Raw genomic sequence first — 19800 nt, forward strand, 5'->3', positions numbered from 1 at the left:
TGAGGCCTGAGGCCGCGCATCGCGTGCTGCTGTTACTGGCAGCGGCTCGGCGAATGACCGAAGCGCCTGCGAAAGGCCGTCGCGAAGTTCGCCGGATGGGTGTAGCCGACCCGATAGGCCGCCTCGGTGACCGACAAGCGCTGGTGTATCAGAAGGGATCGTGCGGTATCGAGCCGGCGCGCCCTCAGATAATCGATGGCGCTCTCGCCATAGGCGATCTGGAATTTCTGATTGAAAGATCGCCGGCTCAGGCCTGCGTTGCGCGCCAGCTCGTCGATGCTCCAGGGATAGGCAAGGTCGGCGTCCATCCGCTCCTTGACCGATTGCAGCCGCATGCGCTGGAGATCTGTTGCCGGATCAACCGCGATCCGGCCGCACTCACCGAACAAGACATGAACGATGATCTCGGCGGCATGCGCCGACAACAACAATCGCGCCGCGCTTCCGGCGACCGGCGGCGAGAACATTTCCGCCGCGACCGCCCGCACCCGCGCTGATGCGGTCCGCGAGACGATGACCGCACCAGATCTCTCGTCCTTGAACAGCGCCCGAAACGCGGCGCCGAGTCCGAGTTGATCGATGGAAGCTTCGGGCAACGCGAGGCCGATGGCGGGCCGCTTCCCACACCGCACTGAGCGTTTCACGGCGAGGGACTCCCGCACAGCCATCACGCCCATCCGCCTCTCGCCGATTGAGCGCGTCAGAGTGCCGCGGCCAGTGTCGGCTTCATCGAACGCCACCGAGATGAACAGACCCGGCGCCGCGATTGCAGGCCCGCCGGCGTCTGCTCGAAACTCCCCTTTGACGAACACACAGCCCGGATAATCCAGCCATTGGGCGGTCCCTCGCTGTGCGGAACCGATGTCGTCCTGAGGCAACCCGACAATTTGCTCGTAAAAGTCCCGCATCGAATCCACAACGCCGCGCCTTCTTTGACGGCTGACGGCGGCGCGCTCAAGAGCTCAGCGCGCAGTTTGGAGGATTTCGAAATTGGATTTGCTCGAAGGAAGCTTGCGTTGCGCCGGGAGGGCACCGAACGCGTCAGATTCCCAGATATTTGTGCTGCAAGTCCGGCGCGGCCATCAGCTCGTCGGAGATGCCGCTCCACACCGTCTTGCCGCGCTCGATGATGTAGTGGCGATCGCAGATGCGGGCGAGATGATCGACGTTCTTGTCGACGACCAGGATCGACTGACCCCGGCTCTTGAGCAACGACAGGCAGTTCCAGATTTCTTCGCGGATCAGCGGTGCGAGACCCTCGGTCGCTTCGTCCAGGATCAGGAGTTTGGGATTCGTCATCAGCGCGCGGCCGATTGCGAGCATCTGCTGCTCGCCGCCGGAGAGCTGGTTGCCCATGTTGGACGCACGCTCGGCCAGGCGCGGGAACAGCACGTAGATGGCGGCGAGCGTCCAGGGATTATCGCTGTTGAAGCGATCGGCCGCAGCCGCGACCAGGTTTTCGCGCACGGTGAGGTTCGGGAAGATCTGGCGTCCCTCGGGAACGAGACCGACGCCCAGCTTGGCGATTCTGTAGGACGGAAGCTGCCGCACCTCAGCGCCCGCGAAACGAATGGTGCCTGCGTGCGCCGGCGTCAGGCCCATGATGGAGCGGATGGTGGTGGTCTTGCCCATGCCGTTGCGGCCCATCAGCGAGACCATCTCGCCCGGCTTGATCGACAGCGACAGGCCGAACAGCACCTGGGACAGGCCATAACAGGTCTCGATGTCGTCGACGTCGAGCAGCGTGTCAGCCATGATGCGTCACCACGTGCTGATCGCCGAGATAGGCGCGCTTGACGTCTTCGTTGGCCCGGATCGCGGCCGGATCGCCGGAGGCGATGACGCGGCCATAGACCAGCACCGAGATGCGGTCGGCGAGCGCGAACACCGCCGGCATGTCATGCTCGACCAGCACGATCGACACCTCCTTCCGCAGCTCCTGGAGCAGCTTCACCATGCGCTGGGATTCGGTGACACCGAGGCCGGCCATCGGCTCGTCCAGCAGCAGCAGCTTCGGCTTGCTGGCGAGCGCAACGGCAAGCTCGAGCTCGCGACGCTCGCCATGGCTGAGCCTGTTCACCACGACATCGGCCCGATGGCCGAGACCGACGCGGTCGAGCGCGGCGTGTGCGGCATCGCGCAAGGGTCGCTCCTTGCGCGCGTTGGCGAAGAAGCGAAACGAGGTGCCGGCATGCGCCTGCGCCGCCAGCGCGACATTGTCGGCGGCGGTGAAGTCGAGCAGCAGCGAGGTGATCTGGAACGAACGCGCAAGACCGAGCGCGCAGCGGCGATAGGCCGGCAAGTCGGTAATGTCCCGCCCCGCCAGCGAGACGCTACCGGAATGCGGCGCGAGATGTCCGGTGAGCTGGCTGATCAGCGTGGTCTTGCCGGCACCGTTCGGGCCGATGATGGCGTGCAGCTCGCCGGATGCGACGTCGAGCGAGACGTTGTCGGTCGCGATGATGCCGCCGAAGCGGCGCACCAGCTTTTCGACGCGGAGCAAGGGTTCAGCCACGGCCAGCCCTCCCGAGCACGCCCATGATGCCGCCGCGGCCGAACAGCACGATGAGCAGCAGCAGCGGCCCCATGATCAGCGCCCAATATTCGGTGATCTGCGACAGGAACTCCTCCAGCAGCAGGAACACCACCGCACCCATGATCGGGCCGAACAACGTGCCCATACCGCCGAGGATCACCATCACCATGAGGTCGCCGGAGCGGGTCCAGTACATCACGGCCGGGCTGACGAAATCGGTGTTGTTGGCGAGCAGCGCGCCGGCCAAGCCACACATGGTACCCGATATGACGAAGCAGACCAGCTTGTAGCGCTTGGCCGGGAAGCCGATCGCCTGCATGCGCTGCTCGTTGGAGCGCAGGCCCTGCACCACGAGACCGAAGCGCGAATTGACGATGCGCCAGATCAGGAAGACGACGCCGAACAGGCAGGCGAGGCAGAGATAGTAGAACTGCACGCGATTGCCGAGATTGATGAGACCGGAGAAGTCGCTGCGATTGTAGATCGTGAGGCCGTCGTCGCCGCCGTAACGCGCCAGCCCCGAGGCGACGTAATAGGCCATCTGCGCGAAGGCCAGCGTAATCATGATGAAGTAGACGCCGCGGGTGCGAAGCGAGAGCGCGCCGATCACGAGCGCATAGATCGCAGACGCGGCGAGCGCGACCGGAAACTGGATGAAGCCGGAACCTAAGCCTTCCTGCGCGAGCATGCCGACGGCGTAGCCGCCGATGCCGAGATAGGCGGCATGGCCGAAGCTCATCATGCCGCCAAACCCCATGATCAGGTTGAGGCTCGCGGCCGCCAGCGCCAGGATGATGATGCGGGTGAACAGCGTCAGGATGAAGATGTTGCCGGACAGCTGCGAATAGAGCGGCAGCAGCACGAGGCCCGCCAGCATCAGGGCCGTGACGGCCTTGCTCACGCTCAAACCCTTCATCGACGGTTGGCCGGAAACAGCCCCTCCGGCCTTACCACCAGCACGATCGCCATCAGGAGATAGATCAGCATGGAGGACAGCGCGGGTGCGGCGGTGGACGCGGCGGCGCCGCTCAGCACCTGGCGGAGCAGGTTCGGCAGGAAGGCGCGGCCGAGCGTGTCGATCATGCCGACGAAGATCGCGGCGAGGAAGGCGCCGCGGATCGAGCCGATGCCGCCGATGACGATGATGACGAAGGCGAGGATCAGGATGTTCTCGCCCATGCCGATCTGCACGGTGAGGATCGGCGCCTGCATCAGGCCGGCGAGGCCCGCGAGCGCGGCGCCCAGGCCGAACACCAGCGTGTAGAGCAGCTTGATGTTGATGCCGAGCGCACCGATCATCTCGCGGTTGGAGGCGCCGGCGCGGATCAGCATGCCGATGCGGGTGCGCATCACGCCGAGATAGAGCAGGAGCGCGACCAGCAGCGCCACCGCGATGATGGCGAGCCGATAGGCGGGATAATGAATGCCGGGCAGGATTGGCACCGGCACCGTGAGCCAGGCCGGCAGCGGCAACGCCAGGCCCGCCGGGCCCCAGATCAGCCGCACGGCTTCATTGAAGAACAGGATCAGGCCGAAGGTCGCGAGCACGTGGTCGAGATGGTCGCGGCCGTAGAGATGCCGCAGCGCCGTCACCTCCAGCACGATGCCGAGCACGAGCGTGGCTCCCAGCGCCATCAGCGCGCCGAGCAGGAAGCTGCCGGTCCACGCCGCGAAGGTCGCGGCGAAATAGGCGCCCATCATGTAGAGCGAGCCGTGCGCAAGGTTGACGAGATCCATGATCCCGAACACCAGCGTCAGGCCGGCGGCGAGCAGGAACAGCAGCAGGCCGAACTGCAGCCCATTCAAGAATTGTTCGACGACGAGCAGCATCAAGACTCTTTCAGGCGCGCGCAGCGTTGCGCCGATGTTCGAACACAGTCGCCATCAGTGAAAGAGCTCCCCCTGCCTCTTCAAGGCCGAAAAATGGGTAATGGCAGTATCGTTCCTAGGCAAGAGCGATTCGACACCAGACATGCACTTTGTTGCATCTCGGCACATGCGGATTGCACCCGGCAGCACGATCTAGAAAACATTTTAGGCTTAAAACAATTCGGAGCAATAGAGGATTTTAGGCATCCGGCGCTTCTTCGTGCAGCAAAGGGGCGCCGATATGCGCCTTGCAATGCAAAAAGGCTGCCGCCCGCCGTGAGGCAACCTGCCGCACTCAAATGACATCACCCTCTCACCGGCTGGCGATGAGAGGGTGCGATCATGTTGCGCCTAGTGCGACGTCATCTGCCGGGGGAGCTCCTCCGGCTCGGTGAGGACGCTGTTGGCCGTCGATGCCTCCAGGGCCGCCATCCGAAACAGATAGGCGAGCGTCGTCAATCCGGTGTCTTCCGCCATCTGCGCCAGCTCGAGCGCCATGTCGGACATGTAGCCGAGATCCTCGTCCCGGATTTGCGCCATGATCTGGCTGTCCCGCATCACGTTCGACATTTCAGGCGCTCTTTCGTTGCGCGGCAGCATGACCGCGGAGGTTGGCACGGGCGATGCAGTCGATCCGCGGACCGTCCTGCTGGACGATGCTCGTCATCCCAATACGGTCGCGCACGACATCGAGCGACTCCTGGCGCATCTCGATGGTCGCCGCCATGGTCCAGGAATTCTCCACCAGCGCCGGCAATCCCAACGGCGTCACGACAAATCCGATGTCGTGGAACCGCGGCAACCACCACGTCTCCATGACGAGGCAGAGCCGTTCGATGCCCTGATCGAGACAGAATTCCTGCGCGGCCGCCATCAATTGTAAATTGAACTCGCCATCGCGGCGCTCGCGCGTGACGAAGAAGCGCGACCACTCCCAGACCAGCGGGTCCGCAGGGCAACCGCGCACCGCGGCGAGATGCGGGAAAACCTCGCTCATCATCGTCGGCCGGGTGGTCGGATACAGGCGGGAGCCGCCGAGCACACGGCGGTTTTCGAGAGCCAGCAGGTAGACCGCGTCCTCGTTGTCGTAGGTGTCGATCTCGCGGCCATCGGGCTTGCGAAGCGCCTCCCATTTCCGCTCCTCGACGAAAATCTCGTGACGAATTCGGAAATGCTGTTCGAGAACGTCCTCGTATAGGTGCCGATTGACGCAAGAAATCACATGAATCATGAAGTCCCCCATGGCTTGAAATGGGGGCAGCCTCAGCGAAAAAGGAAAAATCGACTATTGGGAAATTTCCCAGTAGGCGAAGATTTCAGGGAGTGATGATTCTGTGGCGGATCGCGATGGCGACCGCATGCGTCCGGTTGACGGCGCCGAGCTTGCGCGCAGCAGTTGCAAGATGCTCTTCGGCGGTGCGTTGCGTGATGTGCAGGATCTCGCCGATTTCCCAGGCAGACTTGCCTTGCGAGGCCCAGGCGATCACCTCGCGCTCGCGGGGGGTAAGACGCGTGGACGGATGCGGCACCGGCTCCAGCAAACGGCGGATGTGATCGAAGCCGTACATCCCGATCAGGTGCAGCGCCGGCTTGCTGCGCGCATTGAGATCGAGGTGGACGCCGCCGAGCGAGACGCCGGCCTCATAGCCAGTCAAGCCGTGGATCGGCACGACGAAGCCGCGCGACATGCGAAAATCGGCTGCGCGCCGCATCACCTCGACCGCACCGGGCTCCAGCTCCGGATCGTACGGCGCTTCGGACCATTCGAAAGGGTTCACCGTCTGCCGGCATTTGCGAACCACGGGATCGACCCGGTCGTAGCTCTTTTCGGTATAGAGGCTGAACCACTCCGCCGGCCACTTCTTGGCAAGCACCATCTGGGAAAAGCGCTGCTCGGGATTCGGCAAGCCCGTCACGATGATATGTTCGAAACCGTAGCGACCGAACGCGGTTGCAAGCGCGTCCATGGCGTCCGAAACCTTGGTATGGGCTGCGAGCCCTTCGATGAAATCGAGCGCCTCCCGGCCATAATCAACGGCGGACATCGTAAGTTTCCTGACCCTCGCCGCTCCCGTATAGCACGTATTCGCAGACTGCCTCAATTCGCTATGGCAGTAGTTTCCCGGTGCTCATCCGTTCTGAAGATTTAAACTACTTGTGGCAGAATTGACGCCACGATACACCTGAAGGCGTCGAAGCGGGAAACCAACGATGGAAGACGAGGATATCGCCCTCAACAGTGTGCTCGGCCTGGAATTGAACCGCGTGTTTTTTGCCGTCCGCGAAACCGCAAACAAGCAGAAGATCATCGAGTTTGCGCGCGAGGTGCTGCAGAGCGAGCGCGCGGAGCTGGCCGGGAGCGTGTTGCCGGAAGGGCCAGCGAGCTAGAGTGCCGTTGCAACAGCCGAAGCAACAGATCGCGCCACGAGAACGCCTCTCCATCTGAACGCGCGGATTTTAGTCGAACACTCTGACCGGGAAGTTGCTTCGTCATCATCCGCAACGAGCCTGCTGCGCTCTTACCCTCCCCTGGAGGGGTCCGGGACGAGCGTAGCTCGCCCGAGGGTCGTCTCATATTGAGCGCAGCGAAATGTGAGACGGGGTGGGGTGACGGTCCCTCCGCGACGAACAGTGCCCGAGTGGAGAGATCACCCCACCCCGCTCGCGCTTCGCGCGATCGACCCTCCCCCTCCAGGGGAGGGTAAAGCACCGCGCCTCCGTCCACATCGACACACACTTGCCGCTGGATGACATCGCATCTCTCGTGAGATGATCGCCGCCACGATCTCTTGTCGATGCCAGGGACATTTCAAGGCCATGATGACGCTGCGCCAGGTCGAAGTGATCCGTGCCGTGATGGTGACGGGCACCATTGGCGGTGCGGCGAAGCTGCTCAACGTCTCGGCGCCGGGGATCAGCCGCCTCGTCAAATACACCGAGCGCTCGCTCGGCATCCGCTTCTTCCAGCGCCAGAATGGGCGCTACTTCCCGACGCCGGAAGCCGAGAACATTTTCGAGCAGATCAACGGCGTCTACAAGAAGGTCGACGACCTCTCCGAGATCATCTCCAAGATCGGCCGCGGCGGCCTCTCGGAATTACGCATCGGCTCGGTGCCGAGCATCTCGCAGGTGATGGTGCCGCGCGCGATCGAGCGCGTCCGCCGCCGCTATCCCGATCTCGGCATCGACATCAACATCCTCAAGCTCGAGGAAGCCATCGACTACCTGATGCTCGGCCGCGGCGAGTGCGTGGCGATGAGCTATCGGCTCGAGCATTCCGGGCTCGACTTCATGCCGCTCGCCTCGGGCGAGCTCTATTGCATCGTGCCGCCGGGCCACGAGCTCTCCGGCCGCAAGCAGGTCTCGGCCGCCGAGATCACGCGCTATCCACTGATCGGCATCGATCCCAACGATCCCTATGGCCGCATCATGGCCGAGATCTTCGCGCGCCATCGGCTCGACTACAACATCACCATCCGCGCACGCTTCGGCACCACGGTCTGCGCGCTGGTGAAGGCGGGGCTCGGCATCGCCATCATCGACCAGTTCACGGTGGCCCATGGCGGCTATCCCGGCATCGAGCTCTTGAAGATCGCCGAGCCGACGCGGTTCGACACCTATGTCGCGGTCAAGCGCGGCACGCCGCTGTCGCTGCACGCCGAATACTTCATCGAGGCGCTGCGCACCGAGATGCGCGCGGTCGAGCCGTCCCGCGGCAGTGGCAAGGCCGCCCCGGCCCGCGGACGAAGGAAGTAACATGATGTTAGGTTTGCAGGACAAAAGGGTAATTGTGTTAGGCGGGGGAAAGACTATCGTCGCAGCTGGAATTGCACAGATTTCCCCGCTAATGGCCGGGGCCGGATGCTCCCAACGAAACGATCGCGAACCATGTCGAAACGCGGATACGCCGCCAGCAAGAAGCTCCTCACCGGCCTGATCGGCGCGCCGATCGCGCATTCCGCGTCCCCCGCCATGCACGAGCGCGCCGCCGAGGCGCTCGGCCTGCGGGGCCATTACCAGCTCATCGAGGTCGCCGGCGCCGATGCGGCCGGGCTGCGCATGATGCTGGAGGGCGTCCGGCGGCTCGGCTTTGCCGGCGTCAATGTCACCTACCCCTATAAGGAAGCGGTCGTGCCGCTGCTCGACGCACTGGCGCCAGGCGCGGCCAGCATGGGCGCGGTCAACACCGTCGTCGTCCGGGATGGCCGGCTGACCGGCCACAACACCGACACCACGGGTTTTGCGCGGGCGGTGATGCCGTTGCTGGCGTCGTCCGGCAACGCCGTCGCCGTGATCGGCGCCGGCGGCGTCGGCAAGGCCATCGCGTTTGCGCTGGCGAGCCTGAAAGTAGCCGACATCCGCATTTTCGACAGCGAGCCGGCGCGCGCCGAGAAACTGGCCGCTCTGCTCGCCTCGCGCGGCGCCCGCGTCGCCACCAGCGTCGAGGACGCGCTCGAGGGCGCGACCGGTCTCGTCAACGGCACCCCGGTCGGCATGCTGCCGAACCATGACACGCCGGTGCCGGTGGGGCTGCTCAGAGCGGACCTTTGGGTCGCCGACGCCGTCTATTCGCCGTTGATCACGCCGCTGCTGGCCGCAGCGCGAGAGAAAGGCGCCCGGATCATGACCGGCCGCGAGCTCGCGATTTACCAGGCCGCCGACGCCTTCGAACTGTTCACAGGCCTTGCCCCATCGACCGAGATCATGGGAGAGGCTTTTGACGCCGTGATGGCTGCGCGCAGCGCGGCCTATCAGGCAGCTTGAGGCGAAGCGGCCGGATACAAGGCCGCTTGCAAGATTTGAAACGGGAGGAGAGGACGATGAAATCAACGCTAGTGGTGGGCGCATTGCTCACCGTCATCACTGCAACGGGCGCCTTTGGCCAAGCGATCAAGCTCGCCAATGTCGCGGAGCTCTCGGGCGGCGGCGCCACCGTCGGCACGAACTGGAAGAACGGCATCGATCTCGCGATCGAGGAGATCAACGCCAAGGGCGGCGTGCTCGGCCGCAAGCTCGAGGTCAGCCACGCCGACTCGCAGTCCAACCCGGGGGTGGCGCGCGCCCAGGTGCAGAAGGCGCTCGACGCCGAGCCCTATGTGCTGCTCGGACCCGGCTATTCCGGCTCGGTGAAGGTGACCGCGCCGCTCGCGGCCGAAGCCGGCATCGCGCAGATCATGGGCGGCGAAGCCGCCGAGCTGACGCAAGGCGGCAACAAGTTCCTGTTCCGCACTTCGTTCGGCCAGCAATCCTCGATGCCGAAGGTCGCAAAGTACATCCACGACGAGATGAAGGCCAAGACGGTCGCGGTGGTCTGGGTCAACAACGACTTCGGCCGCGGCGGGCGCGACGTGATGATCAAGGAGCTCGACCGGCTCGGCTCCAAGGTCGTCGCCGATCTCTCCACCGAGGCGGGTCAGGCCGACTTCGCCGCCGACGTCGGCAAGATCAAGGCCGCCAATCCCGATGCCGTGTTCGTCTACCTGAACGAAGAAGAGAGCGCGCGCATCCTGAAGGAGCTGAAGCGCCAGGGCGTCACCGCGCCGCTGATGGGCGAGACCACGCTGATCGGCCAGAAGGTGATCGAGCTCGCCGGCGATGCCGCCAACGGCGCGCGCGGCCATGTCGGCCTCACCACCGACGCGCCGGTCGACCTGATCAAGGCGTTCCGCGAGAAGTTCTCCAAGAAGTACAATTACGTCCCTGATCATAACGGCCTGAAGGGCTACCTCGCCGTCTACATGGTGAAGGCCACCACCGAAAAGATGGGCAAGGTCGACCCGAAGAAGTTCGCCGACACGCTGCACGGCCTCACCATCAAGGCCGCGGACGAGCCGGGCATCCTGATGGACGTCACCTTCAGCGACACCGGCGACATCGACCGCCAGAGCTTCCTGGTCGAGGTGGTCGAGGGCAAGCAGGTGGTGAAGCAGGTGCTGCCCAAGCTGAAGTGAGGGTGTTCGCCTCTCCCCGCGTGCGGGGAGAGGGAGAAGAGAGAGGGAAAATGTCCAGCCTATTCGATCTTCTGGTCGCGGGACTCGCCACCGGCGCCATTTACGCGCTGGTTGCGGTCGGTTTCACGCTGCTGTGGCAGACCTCGCAGACCATCAATTTCGCGCAAGGCGAGTTCGTGATGCTGCCGGCGTTCCTGATGCTGGCGGCGATGCATGTCGGCGCGCCGTTCTGGCTCGCGATCATTCTCGGCATCCTCTTGTCGATGATCCTGCTCGGCCTCGCCTTCAAGCTGCTGCTGGTGGACCCGATGATGCGCCATGGCGTGCTGCCGCTCGCGATCGCGACCATGGCGCTCGCGATCGGCATCAAGGAGGCCGTCAAGCAATTCTTCAGCGCCGAGGCTTCGCCGTTCCCCTCGATCGTGCCGACCGGCGACGTCTCCATCCTCGGCCATGCCGTGTCGCTGCAGAGCATCGGCGTGCTCGCGGTCGCCATTCTCGCCGTTCTCGGCCTGACCACGCTGCTGAACCGTACCTCGCTCGGCCACCAGATGCAGGCGGCGGCGCAGAACCCGACGGTAGCGCGCATCATCGGCGTGCCGGTCGAGCGCATGATCCTGCTGACCTTCCTGATCAACGCCTTCCTGGTGGCGCTGGCCTCGCTGCTGATCACGCCGATCTACCTCGCAAAATTCTCGTCCGGTGAGGTGCTGGGCCAGGCCGCCTTCATCGCCGCGATCGTCGGCGGCTTCAACCAGGTGCGCGGCGCGATCGTCGGCGGCCTCTTGATCGGCGTGCTCGACAATCTCGCGGCGGCCTATGTCTCGACGCAGTACCGCGCCGCCGTGCCGATGATCTTCCTGATCGCCGTCATCCTGTTCCGGCCGCAGGGCTTGCTCGGCCGTGCCGAGGAGCGCACCGTATGAGCGGCTTCGCCAAACCCCTGAAGATCGCGCTCGGCCTCGCCATCATCGCCGCGCTGATCATCGTCCCCATGAACTTCAACCGCTACGGCCTGTTCATCCTGAGCCAATGGGCGGTGATGAGCATCGCGGCGATGGGGCTCAATCTCACGCTCGGCTATGCCGGCCAGGTCTCGCTGGCGCAGGGCGCCTTCGTCGGCATCGGCGCCTATGCGGCCGCGATCATGACCACGCATGGCTGGCCGCTGCCGGCGGCGATCCTGGTCGCGATCGGCTTGAGCTTTGCGATCGGCTGGGTGCTCGGCTATCCCGCGCTGCGCGTGCAGCACCATTACCTCGCCTTCGTCACCCTGGCCTTCTCCACCCTGGCCTTCCTGGTGTTCCGCAACGAGAGCTGGCTCACCGGAGGCATCTACGGCATCTCCAACATCCCGCGCCCGCACATCTTCGGCATCGCGACCAACAAGCCGCTGCCGTTCTACTATGTCTGCCTCGGCTCGCTCGCGATCGTCTCATTGGCGGTGTGGTGGCTGATCCGTTCGCCCTGGGGCCGCGCCTTCATGGCGCTGCGGGAAAATCCCTTGCGCGCGCAATCGCTCGGCGTCGACACCCGCCGCTACACGCTGATGGCCTTCGCGATCGGCTCGGCGCTCGGCGGCGTCGCCGGCGCGCTCTACGCGCCGTTGACGCAATATATCGATCCGGTGCCGTTCAACCTGTCGCTCTCGCTCGACCTCCTGCTGATGGTGATCGTCGGCGGCGCCGGCTTCTATTTCGGTCCGTTCCTCGGCGCGATGATCGCGGTGTTGCTACCGGAATGGCTGCGCTTCACGGAAGGCTATTACCTGATGCTCTACGCGGTCGCCGTGATGCTGCTGCTGATCTGGTCGCCGACGGGCATTCTCGGAATCCTCGATCGCTATCTCGCCGAACGCCGCACCAAGGCGGCCTCCGCGCTGCGCGCCGTCGCAAAGTCGCGCCTGGAGACGGTGCAATGAGCGCGGTTCTCGAAGTCACCGACATCAAGAAGAGCTTTGGCGGCATTCACGCCGTCAACGGGGTCTCGTTCGACGTGCGCGAGGGCGAGATCCTCGGCCTGATCGGGCCGAACGGCTGCGGCAAGTCCACGCTGTTCAACTGCATCCTCGGCCAGCTCACGCCGACAGGCGGCGAGGTCAAGCTCGACGGGCAGGTCGTCACGGGCCTGCGCCCCTCCGAGCTCAACAAGCTCGGCGTCAGCCGCACCTTCCAGCTGCTGCAGGTGTTCCCAAAGCTGTCGGTGCGCGAGAACCTGATCCTCGCCGGACAGGAGCACCAGGGCAACATGGCCTCGCGCCTGATCGGCCGTTCCGATGCCGGGCTGACCGAGGCCGCCAACCAGATGATCGGCTTCTTCAAGCTCGACCATCTCGCCGACGAGCCAGCCGGTGGTCTCTCCTACGGTCAGCAAAAGCTGCTCGATGCCGCCATGGCCTTCATGGGCGGCCCGCGCCTGGTGCTGCTCGACGAGCCCGCCGGCGGCGTCAACCCGTCGATGCTGGCGGACCTCAGGGAGCGTCTGGTCGCGATCAACCGCGAGAAGAACGCCACCTTCGTCGTGATCGAGCACAACATGGAGTTCGTGATGTCGCTGTGCTCGCGCGTGATGGTGATGGCGGAAGGCAAGGTGCTGGCGATGGGCCGGCCCGACGAGGTCCGCAAGAACTCCGCCGTGATCGAAGCCTATCTCGGACATTAAAGCGCGATGGAGATTGGAATGAATTGTCATCGCGCTTTGGTTTTATTGTTTGAGCATGATCTTGTCGGAAAACCGCTGCGCACTTTTCCGGATCATGCTGTAGGGAGCGAGCGATGAGCGACCCGATCCTCTCTGTCCACAATCTCGTCGGCGGCTACGGCAAGATGACGATCTTGAACGGCACGACGTTTGCCGTTCCTTCAGCCACGATCACGACGATCATCGGCCCGAACGGCGCCGGCAAGTCGACCGTGTTCAAGGCGATCTTCGGCCTGCTCAAGCTGCGTGAGGGCAAGATCAGCTTCGCCGGCCGCGATGTCACCAGTTTGAGCCAGCGCGCGCTGCTCAATGCCGGCATCTGCTATGTGCCCCAGGGCCGCAACATCTTCCCCGAGCTGTCGGTGCGCCACAACATCGAGCTCGGCGGCGTCGCGGCCGACAAGGGCCTCGACCTGCCCAAACGGATCGAGGCGGCGCTCGACCTGTTTCCGGCATTGCGGCGCAAGTCCGCGCAGCAGGCCTCGACGCTTTCCGGCGGTGAGCAGAAGCAGCTCGAGATCGCCCGCTCCCTGCTGCTCGAGCCGAAGCTGGTGCTGGTCGACGAGCCTTCGATCGGCCTGTCACCGCTGATGGTGCAGCAGACCTTCGACATCCTCAAGAGCTTGCGCGACCGCGGCGTCACCATCCTGATGATCGAGCAGAACGCACGCTCGGCGCTGGAGATCTCCGACATCGGCATCGTGCTCGAGCTTGGCCAGACCCGCATGGTCGACGACGCCAGGCGCATTTTGAATGATCCGCGCATCGGGCAGCTCTTCCTCGGTGGCGCCATGGAGGAGAGTGCAGCATGAGCGCGAAAATGCGGATCGCCGTGGCCGGCGCCGGCCTGATCGGCCGTCGCCATATCGAGGTGATCGCGGCATCAAAGGACTGCGAGCTCGCTGGCATCGCCGACCCCTCGCCCGCCGCGACGGATTTGGCCCTGGCGCACAACGTGCCCTGCTATCCCGATCATCGTGCGCTGCTCGGACAAGCGAAGCCCGACGGCCTCATCATCGCCTCGCCCAACACGCTGCACTTGCCGATGGCGCTCGATTGCGCCGAAGGCGGCGTGCCGGCTTTGATCGAGAAGCCGGTGACCGAGACGGTCGCCACCGCACAGCGCCTGTGCGCAGCGGTGAGACGCACCGGCGTGCCGATGCTGGTCGGCCACCACCGCCGGCATAATCCCATCATCAAGTCGGCGCGCGAAACGGTGGCGGGCGGCAAGCTCGGCCAACTCACGGCCGTGGTCGGGCTGTGGCTCCTCAAGAAGCCCGATGATTATTTCAAGGTCGCCTGGCGACGCGAAGCAGGCGGCGGGCCGCTGCTGCTCAATCTCATTCACGACATCGACAATCTCCGCTTCATCTGCGGCGAGATCGTCGAGGTGCAGGCGCTGACCTCGAACAAGGTGCGCGGCTTCGCGGTCGAGGACACTGCCGCGCTGCTGCTGCGCTTCGCGAGCGGCGCGCTGGGAACGGTGACCGTGTCGGATGCGACGCCGGCGCCGTGGAGCTGGGAGCTCGCCTCGGGCGAGAACCGGGATTATCCCAAGCAGGACCAGCCCTGCTACATCTTCTCAGGCACCGCGGGTTCGCTCTCCGTGCCGAACATGGAGCTGTGGTCCTACGCACAGCAACCCGGCTGGTACGCGCCGCTGTCGCGCGCGACCATCGCGCCGCCCGGGTTCGATCCGCTGGTCGAGCAGCTCCGGCATTTCTGCGCCGTGATCGCCGGCCGCGAGCAGCCGCTGATCTCGGTCGAGGATGCGATGGGAACGCTTGCCGTCGTCGAAGCCGTCAGCGAGGCCGCGCGCACCGGGCAAACGATCTCGCCGGGGCAGATCATGGAGCAGGCCGCATGAACAAGCGCTCGATCGCCACCGTCTCCCTCTCCGGCGCGCTCGACGAAAAGCTCCGCGCCATCGCCGCCGCCGGCTTCGATGCGGTCGAGATCTTCGAGAACGATCTGCTGTCATTCGGCGCCGGCCCGCGCGACATCGCGAAGATGTGCGCGGACCTCGATCTCGAGATCTGTGCGTTCCAGCCGTTCCGCGATTTCGAGGGCATGCCGGAGCCGCAGCGCGCGCGCAACTTCGCCCGCGCGGAGCGCAAGTTCGATCTGATGCAGGAGCTCGGTACCGATCTCCTGCTGATCTGCTCCAACGTCTCGCCCGCCTCGCTCGGCGGCATTGACCGCGCTGCTGACGATTTTCGCGAGCTCGGCGAGCGCGCCGCCAGACGCGGCTTGCGCGTCGGCTACGAGGCGCTGGCCTGGGGCCGCCACGTCAACGATTATCGCGACGCCTGGGAGATCGTGCGCCGCGCCGATCATCCCGCGATCGGCGTCATCCTCGACAGCTTCCACGCGCTGGCCCCTAGCTTTCCGACCCGCGCCATGGCCTCGATCCCCGGCGATAAGATCTTCCTGGTGCAGCTTGCCGACGCGCCGAGGCTCGAGCTTGACATCCTGTCGTGGAGCCGGCACTTCCGCTCCTTTCCCGGCCAGGGCGACCTGCCGGTCGGCGAGTTCATGGCGGCGGTTGCGGCGACCGGCTATGCCGGGCCGCTGTCGCTGGAAATCTTCAACGACCAGTTCCGCGCCGGCTCGGCCGCACAGACCGCGGTCGACGGCCTGCGCTCGCTGATCCTGCTGGAGGACCAGCTCGCACCGGATTGGCCGAATTTTGCCGGCAAGCCGCTGGCCCCGAAGGCGAAGAGCCGCGGCACCGGCTTCATCGAGTTTGCCGTCAACGAGAGCAAGGCCGGCGAGCTTGCCCGCCTGTTCTCACAGCTCGGCTTCCGCAAGAGCGGCCAGCACCGCAGCAAGGCGGTGGAGCGCTGGTCGCAGGGCAAGGTCGAGCTCGTCGTCAATTGCGAGACCGACGGCTTTGCGCATTCCCACTATGTCACCCACGGTCCCGGCGTCTGCGCCATCGCGCTCGACGTCGACGATGCCGGCCGCGCCATGCAGCGCGCCGAGACGCTGAAGGCGCGCACCTTCTACCAGCCGGTCGGGCCGGGCGAGCTTGAGATCCCCGCGATCCACGGCGTCGGCGGCAGCCTGCTCTATTTTCTCGACCAGGCCGGCAAGAACTGGGACACCGATTTCGAGCCAGTTGCAAGTGACGCAAGCGCCGATGCCCTGCTCGCCGTCGACCATATCGCGCAGTCGATGCCCTATGACGAGATGCTGTCATGGCTGCTGTTCTACACCGGCATCCTCGACCTGAAGCGCCTGCCGCAGATGGAGATCGCCGACCCCAGAGGCCTCGTGCAGAGCCAGGCCGTCATCAACGGCGACCAGAGCTTGCGCTTCGTGCTCAACGGCTCCTCCGCCAACCGCACCCTGCCGGCGCGCTTCATCTCGGAGTTCTTCGGCTCGGGCGTGCAGCATGTCGCCTTCGCATGTCAGGATATTTTTGCGACCGTCGCCGCGATGCGCCAGCGCGGCGCGGGTTTCCTGGACATCCCCGACAACTACTACGACGACATCGAAGCCAAATACGATCTTTCGCCCGAACTGATGGCGCAGCTGCGCGCCAACCACATCCTCTACGACCGCGAGGGCGACGGCGAGTTCTTCCAGGTCTACACCCACATCTTCGACGAGCGCTTCTTTTTCGAGATTGTCGAACGCAGGGATTATCAGGGCTTTGGTGCGGCCAACGCCGGCATCAGGCTCGCAGCGCAGGCGCGCGAGGTGCGCCCGGCCAGCATGCCGAGGGTGTAGGACACTCTCTCCACGCCGTCATTGCGAGGAGCTCTTGCGACGAAGCAATCCAGAATCTCTCCGCGGAAAAATTCTGGATTGCTTCGCTGCGCTCGCAATGACGGAGGAGATAGTTAGGAGGCCCTCTCCCCGCTTGCGAGGAGAGGGAGAGGCAAAGCCTCACTTCATCTTGCACTTGTCGTGGAAACGATCCTGGTCGTTCTCGACAATGGTGGCGACGGTCTTCAGGGCGAGCTGGCCTTCGGAATCCTTGACCACGTCCTGCAGGTAGAAGTTCTGGATCGGAATGTGGTTGTTGCCGAACTTGAACGCGCCGCGCACCGATTTGAAGTTGGCCTTCTCCATTTCGGCCTTCATCGCGTCCTTCTTGGAGGTGTCGCCCTTCACGGCGACGACGGCGCTGTTGATCAGATTCGCGGCGTCGTAGGACTGCGCGCCGTAGAAGGTAGGCCGCAAGCCGGGATACTTCTTGCGGTAGTCGGCGACGAAGCGCTTGTTCTGCTCGTTGGGGAGGTCGTTGACCCATTGCTGCGCGCCGGGCACCCCGAGCGCGTTCTCCTTCTGGAGCGGCAGCGAGAGCTCGTCGATGGTGAAGGCGGTGTAGAGCGGCATCGTGCTCTTCAGCCCAGCCTGCGCATATTGGTTCAGGAATTGCACGCCCGCAGCACCTGGATAGAACACGAAGATCGACTCGGCGCCAGAGGCGCGCGCCTTGGAGAGCTCGGCGGAGAAGTCGAGCTGGCTCGGCCATACCGTGTATTCCTCACCCACGACCTGCCCCTTGAAGGTGCTCTTGACGCCCGCCAGCATGTCCTTGCCGGCGGCGTAGTTCGGGCCGATCAGGAACACCGATTTGACGCCCTTCTGGTTCATATAGGTGCCGACCGCCTGCGGCGTCTGGTCGTTCTGCCAGGAGGTCGAGAACACGTAAGGCGAGCATAGCTCGCCCGCGAGCTGCGACGGACCGGCATTGGCCGAGATCAGGAAGGTCTGCGAGTCCACTACGGTCTTGAGCGAGGCCAAGAGCACGTTCGACCAGATGTAGCCGACGATGAAATCGACCTTGTCGGATTGCACCAGCTTCTCGGTCTTCTGCTTGCCGACGTCGGGCTTCTGGCCGTCGTCCTCGTAGATCACCTCGACCGGCTTGCCGTCCATCTTGCGGCCGAGATGATCGAGCGCGAGCTCGAAGGAATTGCGCATGTCGTTGCCGATCACGGCGGTCGGGCCGCTGAAGGTCGAGACGAAACCGATCTTGATGGTGTCGCCGGCGGATGCCGGGCCTGCCAGCACCAGCGCCGCTGCGCCCGCCAGCCAGAATGCCGTCCTCATAACAACTCCCCTCCTTATTATCGGTCCCGGAAGCGGGGTGATCGCCGCTCCAGGCCTGTCTCTATTGAAACGCAAAATCTGTCGCGCCGCCAATGGCTCAGCGCCTGCCTTTGCACCATATTTCGCCCCGATCGGAGATGGCAAGAAATATAATTCTACTCACTTGGACGGAGGCTGCGGCGCTTTTTCGCGCCGGATCGATACATCAGGCCTATGCGACGATTGATGACCTCTATTGGACCGCGGGGCCCAATCCGCACTTAAATGAAGAGGCGCAGCAGCGAGATTCGAGGGTTAAATCATGGCCGCAAATCCCCACCGCGTCGTCATCGTCGGAGCCGGCTTCGGCGGGCTGGAGGCGACTTACCGGCTTGCGGGCGCGCCGGTGGAGATCACGCTGATCGACCGCCGCAATCACCATCTGTTCCAGCCGCTGCTCTACCAGGTCGCGACCGCCTCGCTCGCGACCAGCGAGATCGCCTGGCCGATCCGCCATCTCATGCGCGACCGACGCGAGGTGACGACGCTGTTTGCGACCGTGAGCGGCGTCGATGCCGAGCGACGCCGCGTGCTGATCGATGACGGCAGCGAGGTGCCTTACGACACGCTGGTGCTGGCCACCGGCGCGCGGCATGCTTATTTCGGCCACGACGAATGGGAGGCATGGGCGCCGGGCCTGAAGACGCTGGAGGATGCGACCACCTTGCGCCGTCACATCCTGGTGGCGTTCGAGCGCGCCGAGCGCGAGACGGATCCCGCGCGACGCGCGGCGCGGCTGACCTTTGTCATCGTCGGCGCCGGCCCGACCGGCGTCGAGCTCGCTGGCACCATCGCCGAGATGGCGCATCACACCCTGCCCGGCGACTTCCGCAACATCGACACGCACAAGGCCCGCGTCGTGCTGATCGAGGCGGGTCCGCGCGTGCTCGCCGGCTTTCCCGACGAGCTCTCGGCCTATGCGCAGGCCTCGCTGGAAAGGATCGGCGTCGAGGTCGTGCTCGGCCAAGCCGTCACCGAGATCAACCGCGAGGGCGTCGTGTTCGGTGGCAAGCTGCTCGAGGCGAAGACACGGATCTGGGCCGCCGGCGTGCGCGCCTCGCCCGCCGCCGAATGGCTCGGCGCGCCCAGCGATCGCGCCGGGCGCGTGCTGGTCGAGGCCGACCTCACCATTCCAGGCCATCCCGAGATCTTCGCGATCGGCGATACCGTCAGCATCAATGCCTGGGACGGCAAGCCGGTGCCCGGCATCGCGCCGGCCGCCAAGCAGCAGGGTCGTCATGTCGCGGAGACCATCAGAGCGCGCCTGCGCGGCGCTGCGACCGGTCCGTTCCGTTACAAGCACGCCGGCAGCCTCGCCCAGATCGGCAAGCGGCTCGCCGTGATCGATTTCGGCCGGGTCAAGCTGCGCGGCGCCATCGCATGGTGGATCTGGGGCATCGCCCACATCTACTTCCTGATCGGCCTGCGCCACCGCCTCAGCGTCGCGCTGAGCTGGCTCTGGATCTACGCGCGAGACCAGCGCGCGGCGCGGTTGATCACGCAGGGGTCGAGCAAGGTGGTGTAGGCTTCTCGTGTCCCGGACGCGGCGCGGCATGAAATGACGCGACGCAGAGGCGGGACCCACAACTATGGGCCCCGGCTCTGCAGCGCAGCGCTACGCGCCGCACTTGGTCCGGG

At 64.7% G+C, this 19800-nt stretch carries 20 protein-coding genes; 11 read left to right on the forward strand and 9 right to left on the reverse strand.

The genetic code is table 11. From position 1 onward, the window contains the following. Positions 1–32: 32 nt before the first annotated feature. The 8 genes from N2602_RS37655 to N2602_RS37690 all read right to left on the reverse strand — a co-directional run bounded on the left by N2602_RS37655 (position 33) and on the right by N2602_RS37690 (position 6450). Positions 33–644 (reverse strand): helix-turn-helix transcriptional regulator, encoded by a 612-nt coding sequence (locus N2602_RS37655; protein WP_260381235.1) that lies wholly within the window; start codon positions 642–644, stop codon positions 33–35. Between the two features lie 397 nt (positions 645–1041). Next, positions 1042–1755, reverse strand: coding sequence for an ABC transporter ATP-binding protein (locus N2602_RS37660; RefSeq protein WP_260381236.1), 714 nt, complete (start codon positions 1753–1755; stop codon positions 1042–1044). Then, positions 1748–2515 carry an ABC transporter ATP-binding protein gene (locus N2602_RS37665; RefSeq protein WP_212256023.1) on the reverse strand — a complete coding sequence of 256 codons (768 nt, stop codon included), beginning with the start codon at positions 2513–2515 and terminating at the stop codon, positions 1748–1750. The genes N2602_RS37660 and N2602_RS37665 overlap by 8 nt, the downstream gene beginning before the upstream one ends. Next, positions 2508–3452 carry a branched-chain amino acid ABC transporter permease gene (locus tag N2602_RS37670; protein ID WP_172786147.1) on the reverse strand — a complete coding sequence of 315 codons (945 nt, stop codon included), beginning with the start codon at positions 3450–3452 and terminating at the stop codon, positions 2508–2510. Before N2602_RS37670 ends, N2602_RS37665 begins: the two co-directional genes overlap by 8 nt. Further along, positions 3449–4366, reverse strand: coding sequence for a branched-chain amino acid ABC transporter permease (locus tag N2602_RS37675; RefSeq protein ID WP_018644491.1), 918 nt, complete (start codon positions 4364–4366; stop codon positions 3449–3451). The genes N2602_RS37670 and N2602_RS37675 overlap by 4 nt, the downstream gene beginning before the upstream one ends. A 390-nt stretch (positions 4367–4756) precedes the next feature. After that, positions 4757–4975, reverse strand: a complete 219-nt coding sequence (locus N2602_RS37680; protein ID WP_172786148.1) for a hypothetical protein — start codon at positions 4973–4975, stop codon at positions 4757–4759. A gap of 1 nt (position 4976) precedes the next feature. Beyond that, the gene (locus tag N2602_RS37685; RefSeq protein ID WP_172786149.1) at positions 4977–5636 is read right to left on the reverse strand and encodes an acyl-homoserine-lactone synthase; all 660 of its coding nucleotides are present in this window, start codon (positions 5634–5636) and stop codon (positions 4977–4979) included. A gap of 85 nt (positions 5637–5721) precedes the next feature. Further along, a complete protein-coding gene (locus tag N2602_RS37690; RefSeq protein ID WP_172786150.1) occupies positions 5722–6450 on the reverse strand; it encodes a LuxR family transcriptional regulator in 729 nt (242 codons plus the stop codon). A gap of 166 nt (positions 6451–6616) precedes the next feature. On the opposite strand from N2602_RS37690, the gene N2602_RS37695 reads away from it, so the two are divergent. The 10 genes from N2602_RS37695 (at position 6617) to N2602_RS37740 (ending at position 16791) form a co-directional block, all read left to right on the forward strand. Beyond that, complete coding sequence (locus N2602_RS37695; RefSeq protein WP_172786151.1) at positions 6617–6793, forward strand: hypothetical protein; 177 nt, start codon at positions 6617–6619, stop codon at positions 6791–6793. Positions 6794–7222: 429 nt separating this feature from the next. Then, positions 7223–8161 (forward strand): LysR family transcriptional regulator, encoded by a 939-nt coding sequence (locus N2602_RS37700; protein WP_172786152.1) that lies wholly within the window; start codon positions 7223–7225, stop codon positions 8159–8161. Positions 8162–8293: 132 nt separating this feature from the next. Beyond that, entirely contained in the window at positions 8294–9169 is an 876-nt protein-coding gene (locus N2602_RS37705; RefSeq protein ID WP_260381237.1) for a shikimate dehydrogenase, read from the forward strand. 56 nt (positions 9170–9225) lie between these two features. After that, positions 9226–10356, forward strand: coding sequence for an ABC transporter substrate-binding protein (locus N2602_RS37710; RefSeq protein ID WP_260381238.1), 1131 nt, complete (start codon positions 9226–9228; stop codon positions 10354–10356). A 50-nt stretch (positions 10357–10406) separates the two neighbouring features. Next, positions 10407–11282, forward strand: a complete 876-nt coding sequence (locus N2602_RS37715; RefSeq protein ID WP_172786155.1) for a branched-chain amino acid ABC transporter permease — start codon at positions 10407–10409, stop codon at positions 11280–11282. Next, positions 11279–12277: a branched-chain amino acid ABC transporter permease gene (locus N2602_RS37720; protein WP_260381239.1), complete on the forward strand. Its 999-nt coding sequence runs from the start codon at positions 11279–11281 to the stop codon at positions 12275–12277. The genes N2602_RS37715 and N2602_RS37720 overlap by 4 nt, the downstream gene beginning before the upstream one ends. Next, entirely contained in the window at positions 12274–13017 is a 744-nt protein-coding gene (locus tag N2602_RS37725) for an ABC transporter ATP-binding protein (protein ID WP_172786157.1), read from the forward strand. Before N2602_RS37720 ends, N2602_RS37725 begins: the two co-directional genes overlap by 4 nt. A 113-nt stretch (positions 13018–13130) precedes the next feature. Continuing rightward, positions 13131–13868, forward strand: coding sequence for an ABC transporter ATP-binding protein (locus N2602_RS37730; protein WP_172786158.1), 738 nt, complete (start codon positions 13131–13133; stop codon positions 13866–13868). Beyond that, positions 13865–14923 carry a Gfo/Idh/MocA family protein gene (locus N2602_RS37735; protein ID WP_260381240.1) on the forward strand — a complete coding sequence of 353 codons (1059 nt, stop codon included), beginning with the start codon at positions 13865–13867 and terminating at the stop codon, positions 14921–14923. The genes N2602_RS37730 and N2602_RS37735 overlap by 4 nt, the downstream gene beginning before the upstream one ends. Continuing rightward, positions 14920–16791 carry a bifunctional sugar phosphate isomerase/epimerase/4-hydroxyphenylpyruvate dioxygenase family protein gene (locus tag N2602_RS37740; RefSeq protein WP_260381241.1) on the forward strand — a complete coding sequence of 624 codons (1872 nt, stop codon included), beginning with the start codon at positions 14920–14922 and terminating at the stop codon, positions 16789–16791. The genes N2602_RS37735 and N2602_RS37740 overlap by 4 nt, the downstream gene beginning before the upstream one ends. A gap of 159 nt (positions 16792–16950) precedes the next feature. Here N2602_RS37740 and N2602_RS37745 read toward each other — a convergent pair whose 3' ends face one another. After that, the gene (locus N2602_RS37745) at positions 16951–18123 is read right to left on the reverse strand and encodes an ABC transporter substrate-binding protein (RefSeq protein ID WP_172786161.1); all 1173 of its coding nucleotides are present in this window, start codon (positions 18121–18123) and stop codon (positions 16951–16953) included. 301 nt (positions 18124–18424) lie between these two features. Between N2602_RS37745 and N2602_RS37750 the strand changes: the two genes are divergently transcribed. Continuing rightward, positions 18425–19687 (forward strand): NAD(P)/FAD-dependent oxidoreductase, encoded by a 1263-nt coding sequence (locus N2602_RS37750; RefSeq protein WP_172786162.1) that lies wholly within the window; start codon positions 18425–18427, stop codon positions 19685–19687. Positions 19688–19800: the final 113 nt, after the last annotated feature.

The organism is Bradyrhizobium sp. NC92 (genome assembly GCF_025200865.1).
GTDB lineage: Bacteria > Pseudomonadota > Alphaproteobacteria > Rhizobiales > Xanthobacteraceae > Bradyrhizobium.